Genomic DNA, 18,378 nt, shown 5'->3' with positions numbered 1-18,378 from the left:
TGCCTCTCGGTCGAGAGCTCCGGCGCTTATCTTTGTTTCGAGCGAGTCCTAATCGGTCGGAAGCTTTTTTACTGGGCGAGGGCGCCATCGCGGCAACTGCGTGCTTGGGCGGCGCCGAGGCTCAACGCCACAGCTTCGGCAATCTTGATCCCATCCACCGCTGCAGAGAGAATGCCTCCGGCATAGCCAGCACCCTCGCCAGCAGGAAACAGCCCGACCGTGTTCAGGCTCTGAAAATCCTTGCCGCGGGTGAAGCGGATCGGTGATGAAGTTCGGGTTTCCACACCGGTCATCAACACATCGGGGTGATCGTAGCCTGGGATCTGCCGACCGAAAACGGGCAGTGCCTCACGCATCGCGGTCACTGCATATTCGGGCAGGCATTGCGCCAGATCCGTCATATGCACCCCGGGTTTGTAGGAAGGTGTTACCGAACCAAGCGCTACGGAGGGGCGTCCTGCGAGGAAGTCACCCAGCCTTTGTGCCGGCGCCTTGTAACTTGATCCGCCGGCAATGTAGGCCAACGATTCCCAATGGCGTTGCAGCGCGATCCCTGCGAGCGGATCGCCGGGAAAATCGCGCGCCGGATCAATCCCGACGACCATGCCGGAGTTAGCGTTGCGCTCATTCCGCGAATACTGGCTCATGCCGTTGGTGGCTACATGGCCTTCCTCCGATGTCGCAGCGACAACAGTGCCGCCAGGGCACATGCAGAAACTATAGACCGTCCGGTCATTCTTGCAGTGGTGCGAGATGTGATATTCGGCAGCACCAAGGATCGGATTGCCAGCTTCGATGTCGAACCGCGATCTGTCGATCCACGATTGCGGGTGTTCGATCCTGACTCCGATCGAAAACGGCTTGGCCTCGACGTGGACCCCGGCGGCATGGAGCATTGCGAATGTGTCGCGCGCGCTATGACCAATTGCGAGCACGACATGGTCCGCCTCAAGATACTCGCCGGTGCTCAAATGGACTCCGCGAACATAGCGATCACCATGGGCATCGGTCGTTATATCGATACCATCGACCCGGTTGGAAAACCGGTATTCGCCGCCGAGTGCCTCGATGCTCTTGCGTATACTCTCGACCATCGTCACCAGTCGGAACGTCCCGATATGAGGATGCGCTTCCGTGAGGATCTCGGGCGGTGCCCCGGCTTTTACGAATTCGGTCAGAACCTTGCGGTCGCGATTGTGTGGATCCTTGATCCGGCTGTAGAGCTTTCCATCGGAGAAAGTGCCGGCGCCGCCCTCGCCGAACTGGGCGTTTGATTCCGGATTGAGAACCCCCTTACGCCACAGCCCCCAGGTGTCCTTGGTCCGTTCGCGAACCACTTTCCCCCGATCGAGTATGATCGGGCGGAACCCCATCTGGGCGAGGATAAGGCCAGCGAAAAGCCCGCAGGGCCCTGCGCCGATGACAACTGGCCTCCTGGACGTGCCACCTTCGGGTACTTTGGCAATCAGGTGATAGCGGGGGTCCTGGGTGGGCCGGACCTTGCTATCCTTGCGAAAGCGCTTGAGCACCCCCGCTTCATCTTTCACATTCACGTCGACCGAATAGACGAGCAAGATGTTTGTTTTGTCGCGCGCATCATGGCCACGGCGCGACACGACATAGCGAACCAGATCGCGCGGGGTAATCTTCAGCCGCTTGCAAATTGCAGCAGGCAACGCCTCGTCCGGATGGTGGAGCGGCAGGGTCAGTTCGGTGATGCGCAACATTGCGCAGCACTAGAGAGTGATAGCGCAGAATGCCAATCGCTCATGTGCAGTCTACTTCGATCTCATCGCAGGACACCGGATCGGGTTCGCTCCAGCCTGAAGGTGAAGCCGGGTTCGGTGCCACACTGCCACCATTGCCAGGAAACAGCATTGAACAAGCTGAGATTTGCGAATCGCTTCATCGGCGGCGCTTCGGGTATACGGGGGCTACAAGATCCTCCGCCGCTAGCTGGCGCCAGCGATTGAACCGTTCCGATGTCAGCTTGCCGTCCGCGATCGAAGCTTGAACGGCGCAGCCAAGTTCGCTGGTATGCGCGCAGTTTGAGAAGCGACAGTCTTCCGCCGCCAAGACAAAGTCGTCGAAAACTTCCGCTATGCCGGCGCCTGCGTCGGACAACTGCAGTTCGCGCATGCCCGGTGTGTCGAGCAGCCAGCCGCCGTGATCGAGCCGGTGCATTTCGCGAACGGTGGTTGTGTGGCGTCCCGTATCGTCGCTTGCACGGATCGCCTGGGTGGCGATGCTATCCGAGCCGCGCAACGTATTGACGAGCGTAGATTTGCCTACGCCTGAGGAGCCCAGAAGCGCAACGGTCTTGCCTTTACCGCAATAGACCGCGAGGCGCGCTGCGCTGGCGGGGTTTCGGCCGTTGACAGTCTCGATACGCAATCCGGGTTCGATCGTGCGTGCCGCCGTCACAAATTTCTCAGGGGTTTCGGTAAGGTCGGCCTTGGTGAGAATTACGACCGGACAAACCCCGCTTCGCGCGCAAGCACCAGATAGCGCTCCAGCCGCGCGACGCTGAAATCCTGGTTGCAGGAGGCGACGAGAAACAGCGTATCGACATTGGCGGCGATCATCTGCTCCTTGCGTGGATCGCCCGGCGCACTTCGTTTGAACAGATTCATCCGTTGAAGAACGCGTATTGGCTGCAACGAGGCGTCATCGACCAGCAGCCAGTCGCCGACAGTCGGATGATTGTCAGAGCTCAAGGCTCCGGGAATATAGGGCGTGATCAAGTGCGTTACGCCAGCGCCAGTAACCGCGATCTTGCCGCGATGGACGGCCATCACCCGGACGGGATGGCATGGTTGCGCTTCCTCGTCTGAGACCTGCTCATGGAAAAAGGCATTCCATCCGAGCTCCTCCAATATTTCATCGGTCGATTTCATAGTGCGGCAGCAGCGTCCTTCTTTTCGTCCGATAAGCGGTTGCTCTAAATCAGACAACTGCTGGCCGTGCGGTAACAGGGTCCTTGGCCAGAACCTCCCGAGATTTATCAGGTTTGGTGCGCTACCAGCCGACCGGGCTCCATCGACGTGCGTCTGGTCGCAGAATGGCGATTGCGAGGGGGACTTGCTGCCTTCCTGCGCCACCATTCTTCAGTCGTCATGAAGAGGCGATATCGCCTGTGCTTTCATCTCAGCATAGGCCGCGTCACGAGCTTGAAGCGCCAGCGACCGGAGATATCGGCTGGCAGCTTTGTAGGTCAGGAACGGCATGCCATCGGCGAAGATCGGGACGGAACGCCCGTTGTAGATCCGGCGCAAGAGGCGAATCTGCGTCCGAGTTAACTTTGGATCGTCTTCGTCCGTTACAGTCATTCTCAACCCTGTAGAAGGCATCGCGCGAACTCACCGCTTCAACCACGCGGGCCGGTCGCACGAATGTCCGGGGCCAAAGGGAATATCACGACTATGAGCGATGTGATAAATTTACGGTGGATTGCGGAAGGCCGCGGAAAGCGGCGGAAAAGCACCTGGCGGAAGGGGTGGGATTCGAACCCACGGATACTTGCGCATCGCCGGTTTTCAAGACCGGTGCATTCGACCACTCTGCCACCCTTCCGCTCGGCAGTTGCCGCTAGCGTGCCGGAATCGATTTGTCATCCCGCCAATTGAGGCTGAAGCCGGCGGACTTGCTCCAAATCGGACGAACGACCGAAAAAACCATGAAAAGTCATTTGCGATTCATATCGTCTGTGACATCAGGTCTCCATGTTATTCAGAAGTATCTTCCTCGCTTGTGCTGCAATTGTCCTGGGCGTTCCTGCGGTGCCGACAGCGGTCCATAGCCAGGAGCTCTCCTTCGATGCCTATCTGCAGCTGCTGATCGCCCGGGCGCGGGCGGAGGGGGTCAGCGAGCCGACTATCCGCCGGATGACTTCCGGATTGACCCCGAACATGAGGGTTATCGAGCTGGATCAGGCCCAGCCCGGTACGCCGAGCGCCAGCGGCTACCCGCCGATCGCGCCTTATCTGGCCCGGCACGTCGACCGCGCGCGGATCAATGGCGGGCGCGACGCATTTGCCAGTTCGCGCTCGCTCACCAGAAGTATCGAGCAGCAATACGGCGTCCCCGGCGAAATCATCATCGCGATCTGGGGCCACGAAACCAATTACGGCAGCTACACCGGCGATTTCGATCTGTCCCGCTCATTGGCAACCCTCGCGTGGGAAGGCCGACGCCGGGACCTCTTCGCCACTGAATGGGTCGACCTGCTCAAGATTGCGGACCGCGGCTTTCCCCGTTCGACGATGGTCGGCAGTTGGGCCGGGGCCTTCGGCAATCCGCAATTCCTCCCAAGCGTTTACTTGCGCCTGGCTGTCGACGGGGACGGTGACGGGAACGCGGACATCTGGAACAGCCGCGCCGATACGCTGCATTCCATCGCCAATTATTTCCGTGACGCCGGCTGGCGCAGCGGACAGCCCTGGGGCGTACGGGCCTCAGTCCCTGCAAATCTCGACCGCGCAGCCATCGAAAGCAAGCTAACCTCGCCGGTCTGCCCGCGGGTGCATGAACGCCATAGCCAGTGGAAAACCGTGGCGGAATGGCGCAGCCTCGGTGTGCAGCCACAAAAATTCCTTGCCGATGACGTCATGGTATCGTTCTTCCAGCCCGATGGACCTGGAAATCCTGCGTGGCTCTTAACCGCAAATTATAGGGTTATCCTCGAATACAATTGCTCGAATTATTACGCCATGAGCGTGGGATTGCTTGCAGATGAGATTAACCCTTGAGACCATTCGTTCGACGATTTTCCGGGCGGCATTTTCGTTAGGCCTGATTGCCGCGCTGGGTGCCTGCGGGTCCGGCGCTGACGGTACATCCGCGCTTGCCTCGACCGGCAATGCCGCTCGCGAAGCAGGTACCGGACCGGCCGCCGATTATCCGGTGATCCTGGGCGAACCGTATTCGGTGGACGGTACGCTTTATACGCCGGTCGATACGATGAGCTATGACGAGGTAGGGTATGCCGCCGCAGATATGTCCGGCGGGACGGGCGTGACGGCCGCCCACAGGACCTTGCCGCTGCCGAGCTATGTTGAAATTACTTCCCTGGTAACGGGCAAGACGATTGTCGCGCGCGTCGAGCGGCGCGGGCCGATGACAAGCGAACGCTTGGTTGCCCTGTCGCCACAGGCGCAAACGCAATTAGGCAGCGAGGAGGGCGCCCCTGTTCGAGTTCGCCGGGTCAATCCGCCAGAAATCGAGCGCGCCAAATTGCGGCGGGGCGAAGCAGCGGCGGAACGGATGGAAACGCCGCAATCGCTGGTCTCGGTGCTCAAACGAAAGCTGCCGGAACGCGGTTCGGTGGACCTTGCGGCGGTGCCGGCGCCTGTGGAAGCCCCGGCAGAGATTCTGGCTGGGCCGGTAGCTGTAGAGATTCCTCCCTCGGTCGCAGCGGATTTGCCTGCAGCGCCAGAGAGCGGAGAAACGCTGCCGGCGGTTGTCGCCCCCGAAGATACCGCCGCCGAAAATGTTTCCCGACCGCAAGTACCAAGCCTCGCCGGCAAATTCGTCGTCCAGGCCGCGACTTTTTCGAGCAAGGCTGGGGCTGAAACCACCGCGTCCTCGCTTGGCGGCTTCGTCGAACCATCGGGCAAGTACTTCCGCGTCCGGGTCGGTCCGTTTCCAAGCCGTGGACAGGCCGATGCAGCGCTCGCCAAGGTGCGCGCGGCAGGGTATAGCGATGCCAGAGTAACAACTGCAGGCTGATCCGCCGGTTCAAACCCGGTGACGGGAACGAATTTGGCAAATTTTCTGAGAATTCTGGCATTGTCCGTGGTGACAGCGGCGGCCCCGCTGCTTGCCGTATCGCCGGCTGTCATGCCCGCGACCGTCGCGGCACCGGACGATCCCGGCGTCCCCGGCGCCGATCTCGCACCGATCGCCATATTGGTCGATCTAAATTCGGGCCAGGAGTTGATGGAACGCGATGCGGACCGGCGGTTCGTACCCGCGTCGATCACCAAGGTGATGACGCTTTTCGTCGCGTTCGAACTGATCGATGAAGGGAAGCTTTCGCCGACCAATATCTACACCGTCCGCCCGGAAACCTTCAAGGAATGGCACAACAAGGGCTCGCGCATGTTCCTGCCGCACGACGCCCGGGTCTCGGTTGACGAGTTGCTGATTGGGATTGCAGCGGTGTCGGCCAACGACGGGTCTATCGTGCTGGCAGAAGGTGCCGCTGGCTCGGTCGACAACTGGCTCGACCTGATGAACGCCAAGGCCCGCGAACTCGGCATGCAATCCAGCCATTTCGGCACCCCCAACGGCTGGATGGACGAGGGCCGAACCTACACCACAGCCCGCGACCTGGTCATTCTCGCAAGGGCGATCGTGACCCGTCATCCTTACAAATATGCCCGGTATTTCGGGCGCAACGGCTTTGTTTACAACGGTATTGCGCAGGACAACCACGATCCGATGATCGGCAGTGTCGAAGGCGCCGACGGGATGAAAACCGGCTTTACCAACGAGGCAGGTTACGGATTTCTCGGTACCGCGGTGCGGGGCGGGCGACGGCTGGTCATGGTCGTGGCGGCCAGCGACACGCACCAGCGCCGCAAACAGGCCGCTTACCAATTGATCGAATGGGGCTTTAGCCGGTTCGAGACCCGTCCGCTGTTCGCCGCGGGGTCGACTGTCGGAATGGCGGAAGTGCAAAACGGCATGGAGTCCGGTGTTCCGCTGGTTGCGCCGGCCAATATCAACGCGACCTTCCCGGTGGGCGGGTTGCAGCGCGACGTGAAGCTCACCATCCATTATGAGGGCCCGCTGCAAGCCCCGGTTCGTCAAGGTGAACGGATCGCCGAACTGGAGATCGAAGTCGCCGGACTTCCGCCTTCCCGAGTTCCACTGGTGACTGCCGTGGCGGTCGAAAAAGCGGGTGTGTGGCAGCGCTTTGTCAACGGGATTAGGGGCATATTCACATGACCCGCGGCCGGTTCATTGCGCTGGAAGGCGGGGAAGGGACGGGCAAATCGACCCAGGCCCGTCTGCTTGCCGACGCGCTGGCGGCGCTTGGACATTCTGTTACCGTGACCCGCGAACCCGGCGGAACCGAGGGTGCAGAAGCGATCCGCGCGCTGCTGCTCGCCCCGCCCGGCCGGGGATGGGGCCCGCGCGCAGAAGCCTTGCTGTTTGCCGCGGCGCGTTCCGATCATGTCGAAAAGCTGATCCGGCCTGCGTTGGATGCGGGGCAGTGGGTTGTCTGCGACCGATTCCTCGATTCGAGCCGCGCCTATCAGGGCGGCGCCGGCGGTTTGGGGGATGACACGATCATGGTGCTGCACGACATCGGCAGTGGGGGCCTGCTACCCGACATGACCGTACTTATCGACGTCGCTCCGGACACGGTAACGATGAGACTGGCCGCGCGAGACAAGGGTGTAGCGGATGCCATCGGCGGGCGCGGCGGCGAATACCATGCCAATGTCGCACATGCATTCCGGCGCTTCGCTGCCGCTGCGCCAGGCCGCTTCGTCACCGTCGACGGGGAGGGGACGCCGGAGGAAGTTCACCACCGGATCCTGGCGGCCCTCGCCCTGTTGCCGGACAATGCGGCATGAACCTGATCGGCCACGAACAGCCGTGGCGCGAATGGCGTGAGGCCATGGCGGGCGAACGGATGCACCACGCATGGCTGCTGACCGGCAAGAGGGGGCTGGGCAAAATGCAGTTCGCCATTGCTGCAGCGCGCGAACTGGTAGCGGAACCAGACGTCCACCAACCTGCCGGCGACCATCCCGATATCCACATCCTGACCCACCTTCCCAAGGACGATAAGGAGGAAAAGAAGAAGGCTGACGGCAAGCCGTTCGAACTCAAACGCAACATCGCCATCGCGCAGATCCGGTCGATGCAGCAGCGCTTGAACACCCGGCCAACTCTTGGCGAGCGGCGCGCGATAATCATCGATCCCGCGGACGATATGGAAAAAAGCGCCTCCAACGCACTGTTGAAAAGCCTTGAGGAGCCGCCGCGGGGTACGTTTTTCCTGCTGGTCGCACACCGTCCGGCACGATTGCTCCCCACGATCCGCTCACGTTGCCGGACGCTTCGTTTCCCGATTGTCGAAGATCCCGAGATGCGGGCGTTGCTGTCCCGCGAGGTACCCGAAGCCGGCCATGACGCGGTCGATGCAGCCATCGCCGCCGCCAACGGTTCACCCGGGGCGGCGCTCAATTTCATCACCGGCAACCTCGGACCGCTTAACACCATAATGCGCCGCATCGCGGTCGAAGGTGACCCCGACTTCATGCTGCGCGGCCAGTTGGCAGAGGCCATCGGCGGCCGGCCCGATCGCGCCCGCATCCAGGCGGCGCTGGACCTCGCGCGAGCAGTGATCGGGGCGCGGGCGCAGGATTGCCGACCCGAAGACATTCCGGTGCTCGCGGACGCGCACAGCCAGCTCGTGACCCTGACCGGGCAAGCGCCGACCTACAATTTCGACGCGGGATTGCTGGTAATGGAAATCGGCACCTTGCTTGCCTCCACCGCCCCCAGTAGGGACCGGGCCAATGCCTGATCCCTTCTACATAACCACCGCAATCTCCTATCCAAACGGCCGGCCGCATATCGGCCATGCTTACGAAGCGATTGCTGCCGACGTGATTGCCCGTTTCCAGCGGCTGCGGGGCCGTGAGGTCCGCTTCCAGACCGGCACCGATGAACATGGCCTCAAGATGCTCCGCAAAGCCGAGGAGCAAGGTCGTACCGCACGCGAACTGGCGGACGAGATGTCCGGTTATTTCAAGGATATGTGCGACGGTCTTGGCATCAGCTATGACCGGTTCATTCGCACCGTCGATGATGATCACCACCGCGCCAGCCAAGCCTTGTGGAAGGCAATGGAAGCCAATGGCGATCTGTACCTGGACCGCTACGAGGGCTGGTATTCCGTCCGCGACGAAGCTTTCTACGACGAAAGTGAGTTGGTCGGGGAAGGGGACGATAAGCTGTCCCCTCAAGGTACTCCGGTGGAATGGACGGTCGAAGAAAGCTGGTTCTTCCCGCTGTCAAACTATCAGGACAAATTGCTGGAATTGTTCGAGAACAACCCCGATTTCCTGCAGCCCGACAGTCGCCGCAATGAAATGATCGGCTTCGTGTCCGGCGGACTGCGCGACCTGTCCGTTTCCCGCACCAGCTTCGATTGGGGCGTGAAAGTACCGCATGCGGATGGCGGTGATGGCGGCCACGTGATGTATGTCTGGGTCGACGCGCTGACGAATTACCTCACCGGTCTCGGCTATCCTGACGATACCGAAATGATGCAGAAATTCTGGCCCGCAGACCTGCATCTCATCGGCAAGGACATCGTCCGGTTCCACGCAGTCTACTGGCCCGCATTCCTGATGAGCGCCGGCCTTCCTCTGCCGAAGCAGGTCTTCGGTCACGGTTTCCTGCTGAACCGCGGTGAGAAGGAATCCAAGTCACTTGGCAATGTGACTGACCCGATGACGCTGGCGGGCACGTTCGGCGTCGATACGCTGCGCTATTTCCTGATGCGCGAAGTCGCTTTCGGGCAGGACGGAAGCTATTCCCCCGAAGCGATCGTCACCCGCGCAAATGCCGAACTGGCTAATAGTTTCGGCAATCTGGCCCAGCGCAGTTTGTCGATGATCTTCAAGAACATGGACGGCGAACTCAAGGACGTTTCGACCAATTCAGCGGATGATGAACTTGAAGAATTGGTTCGCGTCGCCTGCACAGCCGAATTGCCGCGAGAGTTCGAAAAGCTGAATTTCTCGGTCGGTCTTGATGCCTGGATGCGTGCGGTCTTCGCCTGCAACCAGTATGTCGACGAGCAGGCACCGTGGGCGCTCCGCAAGGACGATCCCGCACGGATGCAAGCCGTGCTGATGACGTTGTTCCGCTGCGTCCGATCGCTCGCCATCGCCGTGCGCTGTGTTGTCCCGACATCGGCGGACCGGCTACTCGATCAGATGGGAATCGCCGCCGACGCGCGTGACTTCGCCGCACTCGACGACATTACGTGGTTTGCGGCAATGGCGGCCAGCGGCTTCCGGCTCGAGAAACCCGAAGGCATCTTTCCGAGACTGGACATGCCTGAAAGCGAGCCTGCATAAATGCTGATCGATAGCCATTGTCACCTGCAATACAAAGGTGTGGTCGAGGATCAACAAGGTGTGCTCCAGCGCGCGCGGGATGCGGGTGTCCAGGGCTTCCTCAACATTTCAACCAAGCAGAGCGAGTGGGATGACGTCATTGCCACGGCGGAACGCGAGCCCGATGTCTGGGCCAGCGTGGGTATTCATCCCCACGAAGCCGACGCCCATGCGGATCTGGGCGCGGACGCGTTGCGAGAGGCTACCAAGCACCCCCGCGTCATCGCAATCGGGGAAACCGGGCTCGATTATTATTACGATAAATCCGACCGCACGGTGCAGCAGGCGCTATTCCGGATGCATATCGGCATCGCACGCGAAACGGGGCTCCCGATCATTATCCACACCCGCGACGCGGAAGACGACACCGCCAGCATCCTGACCGAGGAAATGGAGCAGGGCGCATTCCCGGCGCTGATCCATTGTTTCACCGCTTCCGCGGACTTCGGCAAGAAGGTGCTTGATCTTGGTCTGACTATATCGCTTTCGGGCATCGTGACTTTCAAGAACGCCAAGGAACTTCAGGAAATCGCGGCACAAATTCCGCAAGACCGGTTGCTGGTCGAAACCGACAGTCCGTTTCTGGCGCCGGTTCCGCATCGCGGCAGGCCGTGCGAGCCGGCATTCGTCAGGAACACTGCCGAATTTGTTGCGGCCCTGCGCGGGGAAAGCCTGGAAACCTTGGCAGGAAACACGACGCGCAACTTCCATGCGCTGTTCACGAAAGCCGCCGCGTGAAGCTCGTAATGCTCGGTTCCGGTACCTCGACTGGCGTGCCGCGCATTGGCAACGACTGGGGTGATTGCGACCCCGAGGAACCGAAGAACCGCCGCACCCGCGTGTCGATCCTGGTCGAAAGCAATGACGGCAAGCGCCTGCTGGTGGATACCTCCACGGATCTTCGCCAGCAATTGCTCGCAAGCAATATCGACTGGATCGACGCGGTATTCTGGACCCACGACCATGCCGACCATTGCCATGGCATCGACGATCTGCGGCCGTTACGATACGGTCGAAGCGGCGCAATTCCGGGGTTTGCAGGTCAGGAAACCGTGCGCAGGCTTCGCCAGCGCTTCGATTATGTGTTCGCCGGCCAGCATGGTTATCCGACGATCGTAAACCTGGAAAATCTCGACAATGTACGGCTGTGCATGGGGTTCTCGGTGCGCTGGTGCATCATGCCGCATGGTCCGGCGAAGAGTACCGCTTTCCTGTTCGATGCAGACGGCTATTCAATCGGTTACGCGACAGACTTCAGCGAAATCACCTCTGAAATGGTGTCGCTATTCCAGGGATGTGATCTGCTGGTAACCGACTGTCTGAGGCGCGAACCGCATCCAACCCATGCTGATCTCGGGATGGCGCTCGATCTGGTCAAACGGACTGGAGCGAAACGTGCCGTTCTCAGCCATCTCGACAAAAGCATGGATTATGCCACTCTGTCGGCCGAGATCCCCGCCAATGTGCTGGTCGGTTATGACGGATTGGAGATCGAGTTGTGAACGAGTTCGACACAGTCCAGATCATTTCGCTGCTCGGTTTCCTTATCCTGGCCGGCAGCGCACTGGTCGGCCAGCGCCTCAATTGGAAAAAGGGCGCGGTCATGGCGCTGACGTGGGCAGGCATATTCGTGATGTGTTTCCTGTTCATCAGCCTGGTAACGCCGTGAGAGGGCATACCCAGCTCCATACCATCAAGATATTTAACATAATATATATTATCATTCCGACATTGAGGCCGAGATGAGTTCCAGCTTGGACCGCCTCCTCCGCATCATGGCGTCCTTGCGCGATCCCCAGAGCGGCTGCGATTGGGATTTGGCACAAACCTTCGAAACAATCGCGCCCTATACTATTGAAGAAGCCTACGAAGTTGCCGACGCGATCGGCCGCGGCGCGATGGACGAACTCCGTGACGAACTTGGCGATCTGTTGCTTCAAGTCGTGTTCCACGCGAGGATTGCCGAAGAAGCCGGACATTTCGCATTCGACGATGTGGCAGCAGCGATTAGCGACAAGATGGAATCCCGACACCCGCATATTTTTGGCAGTGAAACCGGGACGATGGGCGAAAAGCGCTGGGAATCCTTAAAGGCGGCCGAACGCGAAGCCAAAGGCGCAACAAGTTCGATGGACGGCGTTGCCCGTGCGCTCCCTGCGTTGCTGCGTGCCGAGAAGTTGCAGAAGCGCGCCGCCCGCGACGGTTTCGACTGGCCGGATACCACAGGTCCCGCCGCTAAAGTCGCCGAAGAGGCGCTTGAACTTGCCGAAGCACCTGCTGACAAACAAGCGGAAGAAGCCGGCGACTTGCTGTTCGCCGCGGTCAATCTCGTGCGCGCTTACGGAATTGCCCCGGAGGACGCTTTACGATCGGCTAACGACAAGTTTGAACGGCGCTACCGCGGGATGGAGGCCCTGGCGGATGATTTTGCCGCTCTTTCGCTCGACGAGCAGGAAGCCTTGTGGAACCGGGTCAAACAGTCCGAGCGTTGAGGCACGAAGAAACGGCATTCCCGCTCAAAGCTGGGCAAATCGTCCGAATTCCTTCGGCGACAGGCGGACTTCGAATTCACGAAGGGGGCCGTTGTCGCCCTCGCCCGCATCCTTCTCGGACATCACCTGGCCATGCGCATGGAGCCACGCGAGCTTCTGCCCTTCCCCAACCGGCAGCGTGATATGATAAATCCGCGAACTTGCAGTGAGCAACCGGTCGAGCGCGGCGATCAAATTGTCCATACCAGTGCCGTCAATTGCCGAGATCGGCACGATGTCGTCAGCCGCTGCCGCAATGTCGGCAAGATCGTCAGCCCGTTCGGGGTCCAGCAGGTCCCACTTGTTCCACGCTTCGATAATCGGGATCGGGCTCTCCTCGTCCTCGCCGCCCGTCACCCCGAGTTCGGCAAGCACTTCAAGCACTTGTGACTTCTGCGCCGCGGTGGCCGGGCTCGCGATGTCGCGCACGTGAACGATGACATCGGCCGCAGTTACTTCTTCCAGCGTAGCGCGAAATGCGGCGACCAACTGGGTCGGCAAATCCGAGATGAAGCCCACCGTGTCGGACAGGATGGCTTTTTCCACTCCCGGCAAGCGGATTGCCCGCATTGTCGGATCGAGCGTTGCGAACAGCAGATCTTCGGCCATGACGTCGGCATCGGTTAGCCGATTGAACAGCGTGGATTTGCCCGCGTTGGTATAACCGACAAGCGCAATCACCGGCCACGGCGCGCGATTGCGCCGTTCGCGGTGCAGCGCTCGCGTGCGGCGAACCTGTTCGAGTTCCTTGCGCAGGCGTGCCATCCTTTGGCGGATCATCCGGCGGTCGGCCTCGATCTGGGTTTCCCCGGGGCCGCCGAGGAAACCGAAGCCGCCGCGTTGCCGTTCGAGGTGGGTCCAGCTGCGCACCAACCGGCTTTGCTGGTAATCGAGATGCGCCAGCTCGACTTGCAGACGCCCTTCGGCAGTGGCGGCCCGCTCGCCAAAGATTTCCAGAATCAGCCCGGTCCGGTCGATCACCTTGCGCTTGAGCTTGTCTTCGAGATTGCGTTGCTGGATCGGCGACAGCGCGCCATCGACCACTACCAGCTCGGCCAGCTCAAGCTCGCATTTGTCGGCGATGGTCTGGACCTGTCCGGAACCGAACAGCGTATTGGGTTTGACGTCACGCACCGGTAGCACGAATGCTTCGGCCACCACGATCCCGATGGCGAGCGCCAGTCCGCACGCTTCCTCCAGCCGGGACGCGGCGTCCAGGTCGTGCTTGGCGCCTCGAATGTCGGGGCAGATAACGATCGCCCGCGCTCCGCGGGACACCTCGCCTAACAGGTCATCGGAAAAGCTCAGTCGTTGTCACCTTCCCAATCATCCGACAGATCAACATGCGTCGTCGGCTGAATGGTTGAAACCGCATGCTTGTAAGCCAACTGGACGAAACCGTCCCGCTCGAGCAGCATGCAAAAAAGATCATAAGCGGCAATGCGGCCCTGCAGCATCACCCCGTTTACGAGGAACATCGTAACCTGCGCCTCGGCTTCGCTCACGCGGGACAGGAATACATCCTGTAACAGGCGCTGCTTGCGCTGGTTGTCAGCGCTGTCGAACTGGCCGACGTCGATGGCCTGACCCGGCATCAAGGTTGAAACGGCGTGCTTGTAAACCAGCTGAGATTCGCCGTCGCGCCGGAGCAGGATCGAGAAATTATCAAACCAGGTGATGATGCCCTGCAGCTTGACGCCTTTGACCAAGAACATCGTCACCGGTGTCTTGTTTTTGCGCAGCAGGTTCAGGAACGCATCCTGCAGGCTGGTTTGCTTGCCCTTCTTCGCCGGATCGGTTGCCGCCTTGGGCGCAGGTTCCGGCTTCGGCCGGGCAGATAACGTACGTCCTTCTGACATTTTCTGTCACCTTTTTTTGGCGACCGCTTTCACGGTTCGCGATCTGGTCCACCTGCCTCTTAACGAGGATGGGGGCCGATAGTTTCACCCGATTATAACTCTAACGAGAAAATGTACGCAAATCTATTCGTAATGGCGAACCGAATTATGCAGTTCGAACCGGTTTCAGACCTTCCGTTCATCAGCGTTGCGCTCGCCCATACCCAGCAGCTTCAACTTACGGTGCAGGGCCGAGCGTTCCATGCCGATGAAGCTGGCCGTCTTGGAAATATTGCCCGAAAAACGTCGGATCTGGATGCTTAGATATTCTCGTTCGAAGCTTTCGCGCGCTTCCCTCAAGGGGATGCCCATCAGGGCCGAAATGCCGGTTGTGCCGCCCAGCTTGCTGCCAATCACTTCGCTGGGCAGCATGTCGGGCTCCACCGCGTCGAGCCGTTCGCGCGGGGTCAGGATCACCGTCCGCTCTACCACATTGCGCAGCTGGCGGACATTTCCCGGCCAGTCATAAGCTTGCAGCGCCGCCATCGATTCCTCGGTCAGGTCTGGGGCTACGATGCCCTGTTCCGCCGCATAGCGGGTAAAAAAATGGTCCGCCAGCGCAGGGATGTCGTCTCGCCGTTCAGCCAACGACGGGATCGAAATAGGCACTACATTCAGACGGTAGAACAGGTCTTCGCGGAAGTTCTTCTGTTCCATTTCGAACTGGAGGTCGCGCGAAGTGGATGAAACGACCCGCACGTCCACCCCGATCTGACGACTGCCGCCGACGCGGACGAAGCTCTGTTCCGTCAACACGCGCAGGATCCGCGCCTGGGTCGACAGGGGCATATCGGCTACCTCGTCGAGATACAGCGTCCCGCCATCGGCCAGTTCCAACAGCCCCGGCCGGACCAGCTTGCCATCGGCTTCCTCGCCGAACAATTCCTGTTCGAAGCGTTCCGGCGTTATCCGGGCGGAATTCACGATGACGAAGGCGCTCTCGCTGCGAGTGCTCCAACTATGCAGCAGGCGCGCGGCCACTTCCTTGCCCGCGCCCGCGGGTCCTGTAATCAACACCCGGCTTCCCGTGCCCGCCACCCGCTTCAGGGTTGCCCGGACCTGGTTGATGATGACCGAATTCCCGGTGAATTCCTCGCCGTGGGTAAAGCCCTGGCGCAGCCGGGTGTTCTCACGCCGGAGCCGCTCGGTTTCGGTCGCCCGGTCGACCAGCAGCAGCAAGCGTTCCGCTTCGAACGGCTTTTCGATGAAATCCATCGCCCCGCGGCTGACCGCGGATACAGCGGTGTCGATATTACCGTGTCCGGAGAAGATTATCACCGGCAATTCGGGTTCGCGCGCTTTGATCGCATCGAGCACTTCAAGCCCGTCCATCGCGCTGCCATGCAGCCACACGTCAAGCAGGACCAGACTGGGTCGGCGCTCGTCGATAGCCGCGAGCGCCGCCGTGCTGTCTGCCGCAGTGCGGCATTCGTAACCTTCATCACTGAGCACACCCGAAACGAGGTCGCGAATATCGCGTTCGTCATCAACTACGAGGATATCTAGCGCCATTGCGCATTTGCCTTTCCCTGGGTCATCCGGCGGTACCGCTGCCCAACATGCTTTGTGCCCCCGGATTGTTTCTCACTACCGCGATCGGGTTGCGGGCGAAGCGAAGCGTCACCTTGGTCCCGCCGCCTTCGGCAGCCGCGAAGGTCATGTCCCCGCCATGTTCCTCCACGATTTTGTTGACGATCGCCAGCCCAAGTCCGGTCCCCTTCTCACGAGTGGTGACATAGGGCTCGACAATGCTGTCCTGGTCGTGCGGCAATCCGACGCCGTTATCCTCGACGCTGACCATCAGGCCGCCGTCCGTCGCGGCGATCCTGACACGGATGGCACCGCGGTAGTCGGGTTCGGCGTTGCTGGCGCGCGCTTCCACCGCTTCGACCGCGTTTTTCATGACGTTGGTCATCGCCTGGCCTATCTGGTGACGGTCACAGGCGATCACGATCGGGCCTTCTTCCGCCATGTCGACGCTGAAATTGATGCCGGGATGCGCGACTTCCTGCAGGAACAGAGACTGCCGTACCAGGTCGACCGCGTTTTCTTCGCGGAAAACCGGCTTCGGGAGCCGTGCGAAGGACGAGAATTCATCGACCATGTTACGCAAAGCGCCGACCTGGCGAACGATCGTGTTGGTCAATTCATCGAACAACTCCCCGTCCAGCTCGATCTGCTTGCGGTAGCGCCGCTTGAGGCGCTCCGTTGCCAGCTGGATGGGCGTGAGCGGGTTCTTGATTTCATGCGCAATCCGGCGCGCGACGTCGGACCATGCCGCCTGCCGCTGGTCGAGCAGCTGCCGGGTGATATCCTCGAACGTGATCACCTGGCCTTCGGGCGCGGCGGCCACCTTCACCGCCAGCGTCAGCAGATCGCCGCCCTTGTTGTAATTGACGATCCCGCTTGGCAGGCCGGACGCGGCGAGCGCGGCTATCTGCGGCGACAAGGTTTCCAGCGGCAGTTGCAGCGGGGTCGGGCCGCGCTCCCCGAGCAGCAATTGCTGGGCGAGGCTGTTCATCAGCATAACCTGGCCATCGGGGCTGATCGAGATGATCCCGGCGGTGACCGATTCGAGCACCGTTTCCATGAACGCGCGCCGGGCATCGAGCTGGCTGTTGGCCCGCACCAGCGCATCGGTCTGCTGCTCGATCTGGGCGGTCATCCGGTTGAAGGCCCGGTTGAGCTGCCCGATCTCGTCATTGCCCGTCCGGCCGTCCACCCGGAGCGAGAAATTACCCGCGCCGACCTTTCTCGCGGCGCCGACCAGTTCGGTCAGCGGTTCGACCTGGCGGTCGGCGAAGCGCAGCGCGAACCACACCGCAACCATTACCAGGATGATCGAGACGAAGAACAGCGCAAGGTTGAAACGCAGCTGGAGCGCCCTCGCCCGGTTGGTCAGCAGCTCGTAGGCGGACGCGATGTTCTTGGCATTTTCGAAGGAGATGAACGACTGGGCCTCGGAATTCCGGGCGTTGTAGAGATATATCCCGCTGTCCCGGTCGATCGCGGACACCGCCTCGATCCGGGCAGGCCCGCCAATCACCACGACCGATTCGCCTCCGCGTACCCGTTCGAAAACATCGGACTGCAAGTTCTGCGGCTGGTTGTCAGCGGGAAGGTCGAACAGAGCAGCGGTGCGAAGGGTGCCGTCCGGCAATTCCTGCAAGATCGCCGACTCGTTCAGGTCGCGGCCCTGAGCTTGATATCTGTAAAAGTCCGCAAACCCGCTGTCGGCCAGTGTCCGCTGCTCCAGCCAGTACCGCATGTCACTGGCCATCGCGACCGTCTCGTTAGCGACTTCGAGCTGGTTCTGTTCGTAGTAATTTTCCGCCAGTGCGTTGGCGTTCTGCATCAACCCGCGGGAATCGTCCGAAAACCAGAAATCGACGCCCGACTGGAACAGGAAGGCGGCGAAACCCGCCACCAGCAAGGTCGGGATCGCCGCCACCATGGAAAAGAAGAACACCAGGCGGACGTGCAGCCGCGCGGTGCTGCCGGCGGCGCGCCGGATTGCCAATCGGCGGCCCACCAGCACGACCAGCGCGATTGCGGGGATCAAAGTCCCGATGAGCAACGACGCGACCTGTGCCGAGGGCAGCAATTGCCCGCCCTCCGGCGCGCTGCTGAAGCTGTAGTAGGTCGCGGCAACCATGCCGGCGAACGCAAGGCCGGCGATTATCTCGAGTATCATGTAGAAATTGGCGCGGCGTGACGCCACGACGAAGCGACGCATCCATCGGGGAGTCCGGCGTTGGATGGGAGGGGACGCGCTGTTCATCGTGGTATTGTTACAACGAT

Annotated in this window: 16 protein-coding genes, 1 tRNA gene and 1 pseudogene; 10 read left to right on the top strand and 8 right to left on the bottom strand. The window is 60.8% G+C overall.

What is annotated here, in order from left to right:
- Positions 1–68: 68 nt before the first annotated feature.
- From GRI65_RS03930 to GRI65_RS03915, 4 genes and pseudogenes are all read right to left on the bottom strand, one after another.
- A complete protein-coding gene (locus GRI65_RS03930; RefSeq protein WP_160755193.1) occupies positions 69–1,727 on the bottom strand; it encodes an NAD(P)/FAD-dependent oxidoreductase in 1,659 nt (552 codons plus the stop codon).
- Positions 1,728–1,905: 178 nt separating this feature from the next.
- A pseudogene (rsgA, locus tag GRI65_RS15215) lies at positions 1,906–2,585 on the bottom strand (ribosome small subunit-dependent GTPase A).
- A gap of 522 nt (positions 2,586–3,107) precedes the next feature.
- The gene (locus GRI65_RS03920) at positions 3,108–3,329 is read right to left on the bottom strand and encodes a hypothetical protein (RefSeq protein ID WP_160755192.1); all 222 of its coding nucleotides are present in this window, start codon (positions 3,327–3,329) and stop codon (positions 3,108–3,110) included.
- Positions 3,330–3,485: 156 nt separating this feature from the next.
- Positions 3,486–3,573, bottom strand: a tRNA-Ser gene (locus GRI65_RS03915).
- A gap of 149 nt (positions 3,574–3,722) precedes the next feature.
- Between GRI65_RS03915 and GRI65_RS03910 the strand changes: the two genes are divergently transcribed.
- The 10 genes from GRI65_RS03910 to mazG all read left to right on the top strand — a co-directional run bounded on the left by GRI65_RS03910 (position 3,723) and on the right by mazG (position 12,640).
- Positions 3,723–4,748, top strand: coding sequence for a lytic murein transglycosylase (locus GRI65_RS03910; protein ID WP_160755191.1), 1,026 nt, complete (start codon positions 3,723–3,725; stop codon positions 4,746–4,748).
- The gene (locus tag GRI65_RS03905) at positions 4,732–5,727 is read left to right on the top strand and encodes an SPOR domain-containing protein (RefSeq protein WP_160755190.1); all 996 of its coding nucleotides are present in this window, start codon (positions 4,732–4,734) and stop codon (positions 5,725–5,727) included. The genes GRI65_RS03910 and GRI65_RS03905 overlap by 17 nt, the downstream gene beginning before the upstream one ends.
- Positions 5,728–5,796: 69 nt before the next feature.
- A complete protein-coding gene (locus GRI65_RS03900) occupies positions 5,797–6,951 on the top strand; it encodes a D-alanyl-D-alanine carboxypeptidase family protein (protein ID WP_332872591.1) in 1,155 nt (384 codons plus the stop codon).
- Positions 6,948–7,586: a dTMP kinase gene (gene tmk / locus GRI65_RS03895; protein WP_160755189.1), complete on the top strand. Its 639-nt coding sequence runs from the start codon at positions 6,948–6,950 to the stop codon at positions 7,584–7,586. The genes GRI65_RS03900 and tmk overlap by 4 nt, the downstream gene beginning before the upstream one ends.
- Entirely contained in the window at positions 7,583–8,545 is a 963-nt protein-coding gene (locus tag GRI65_RS03890; protein WP_160755188.1) for a DNA polymerase III subunit delta', read from the top strand. Before tmk ends, GRI65_RS03890 begins: the two co-directional genes overlap by 4 nt.
- The gene (gene metG, locus GRI65_RS03885) at positions 8,538–10,109 is read left to right on the top strand and encodes a methionine--tRNA ligase (RefSeq protein WP_160755187.1); all 1,572 of its coding nucleotides are present in this window, start codon (positions 8,538–8,540) and stop codon (positions 10,107–10,109) included. Before GRI65_RS03890 ends, metG begins: the two co-directional genes overlap by 8 nt.
- Positions 10,110–10,886, top strand: coding sequence for a TatD family hydrolase (locus GRI65_RS03880; RefSeq protein ID WP_160755186.1), 777 nt, complete (start codon positions 10,110–10,112; stop codon positions 10,884–10,886). It abuts the gene before it with no gap.
- Complete coding sequence (locus tag GRI65_RS03875) at positions 10,883–11,650, top strand: MBL fold metallo-hydrolase (protein ID WP_160755185.1); 768 nt, start codon at positions 10,883–10,885, stop codon at positions 11,648–11,650. Before GRI65_RS03880 ends, GRI65_RS03875 begins: the two co-directional genes overlap by 4 nt.
- Positions 11,647–11,817 (top strand): hypothetical protein, encoded by a 171-nt coding sequence (locus GRI65_RS15090; RefSeq protein ID WP_202391196.1) that lies wholly within the window; start codon positions 11,647–11,649, stop codon positions 11,815–11,817. Before GRI65_RS03875 ends, GRI65_RS15090 begins: the two co-directional genes overlap by 4 nt.
- A 73-nt stretch (positions 11,818–11,890) precedes the next feature.
- On the top strand, positions 11,891–12,640 hold the full coding sequence (gene mazG / locus GRI65_RS03870; protein WP_160755184.1) for a nucleoside triphosphate pyrophosphohydrolase: 750 nt from the start codon (positions 11,891–11,893) through the stop codon (positions 12,638–12,640).
- Positions 12,641–12,664: 24 nt separating this feature from the next.
- On the opposite strand, the gene hflX is transcribed toward mazG, so the two are convergent.
- From hflX to GRI65_RS03850, 4 genes are all read right to left on the bottom strand, one after another.
- Positions 12,665–13,957 (bottom strand): GTPase HflX, encoded by a 1,293-nt coding sequence (hflX, locus tag GRI65_RS03865; RefSeq protein ID WP_160755183.1) that lies wholly within the window; start codon positions 13,955–13,957, stop codon positions 12,665–12,667.
- Positions 13,958–13,983: 26 nt separating this feature from the next.
- Complete coding sequence (gene hfq, locus GRI65_RS03860; protein WP_160755182.1) at positions 13,984–14,538, bottom strand: RNA chaperone Hfq; 555 nt, start codon at positions 14,536–14,538, stop codon at positions 13,984–13,986.
- Between the two features lie 165 nt (positions 14,539–14,703).
- Positions 14,704–16,089 carry a nitrogen assimilation response regulator NtrX gene (gene ntrX, locus GRI65_RS03855; RefSeq protein ID WP_160755181.1) on the bottom strand — a complete coding sequence of 462 codons (1,386 nt, stop codon included), beginning with the start codon at positions 16,087–16,089 and terminating at the stop codon, positions 14,704–14,706.
- A 22-nt stretch (positions 16,090–16,111) separates the two neighbouring features.
- Positions 16,112–18,313: a sensor histidine kinase gene (locus GRI65_RS03850; protein WP_232843903.1), complete on the bottom strand. Its 2,202-nt coding sequence runs from the start codon at positions 18,311–18,313 to the stop codon at positions 16,112–16,114.
- Positions 18,314–18,378: the final 65 nt, after the last annotated feature.

This window comes from Allopontixanthobacter sediminis, from assembly GCF_009828115.1.
Classification (GTDB): Bacteria; Pseudomonadota; Alphaproteobacteria; order Sphingomonadales; family Sphingomonadaceae; genus Allopontixanthobacter; species Allopontixanthobacter sediminis.
Note: the sequence above shows the minus strand (reverse complement) of the source record. Positions and strands in the feature narration are given on the sequence as shown.

Bases quoted from the DNA above. Each gene is read 5' to 3' on its own strand.
- GRI65_RS03930 (WP_160755193.1), bottom strand. From the start codon at position 1,727: ATGTTGCGCATCACCGAACTGACCCTGCCGCTCCACCATCCGGACGAG.
- GRI65_RS03920 (WP_160755192.1), bottom strand. From the start codon at position 3,329: ATGACTGTAACGGACGAAGACGATCCAAAGTTAACTCGGACGCAGATT.
- GRI65_RS03910 (WP_160755191.1), top strand. From the start codon at position 3,723: ATGTTATTCAGAAGTATCTTCCTCGCTTGTGCTGCAATTGTCCTGGGC.
- GRI65_RS03905 (WP_160755190.1), top strand. From the start codon at position 4,732: ATGAGATTAACCCTTGAGACCATTCGTTCGACGATTTTCCGGGCGGCA.
- tmk (WP_160755189.1), top strand. From the start codon at position 6,948: ATGACCCGCGGCCGGTTCATTGCGCTGGAAGGCGGGGAAGGGACGGGC.
- GRI65_RS03890 (WP_160755188.1), top strand. From the start codon at position 7,583: ATGAACCTGATCGGCCACGAACAGCCGTGGCGCGAATGGCGTGAGGCC.
- metG (WP_160755187.1), top strand. From the start codon at position 8,538: ATGCCTGATCCCTTCTACATAACCACCGCAATCTCCTATCCAAACGGC.
- GRI65_RS03880 (WP_160755186.1), top strand. From the start codon at position 10,110: ATGCTGATCGATAGCCATTGTCACCTGCAATACAAAGGTGTGGTCGAG.
- mazG (WP_160755184.1), top strand. From the start codon at position 11,891: ATGAGTTCCAGCTTGGACCGCCTCCTCCGCATCATGGCGTCCTTGCGC.
- hfq (WP_160755182.1), bottom strand. From the start codon at position 14,538: ATGTCAGAAGGACGTACGTTATCTGCCCGGCCGAAGCCGGAACCTGCG.
- ntrX (WP_160755181.1), bottom strand. From the start codon at position 16,089: ATGGCGCTAGATATCCTCGTAGTTGATGACGAACGCGATATTCGCGAC.
- GRI65_RS03850 (WP_232843903.1), bottom strand. From the start codon at position 18,313: ATGCGTCGCTTCGTCGTGGCGTCACGCCGCGCCAATTTCTACATGATA.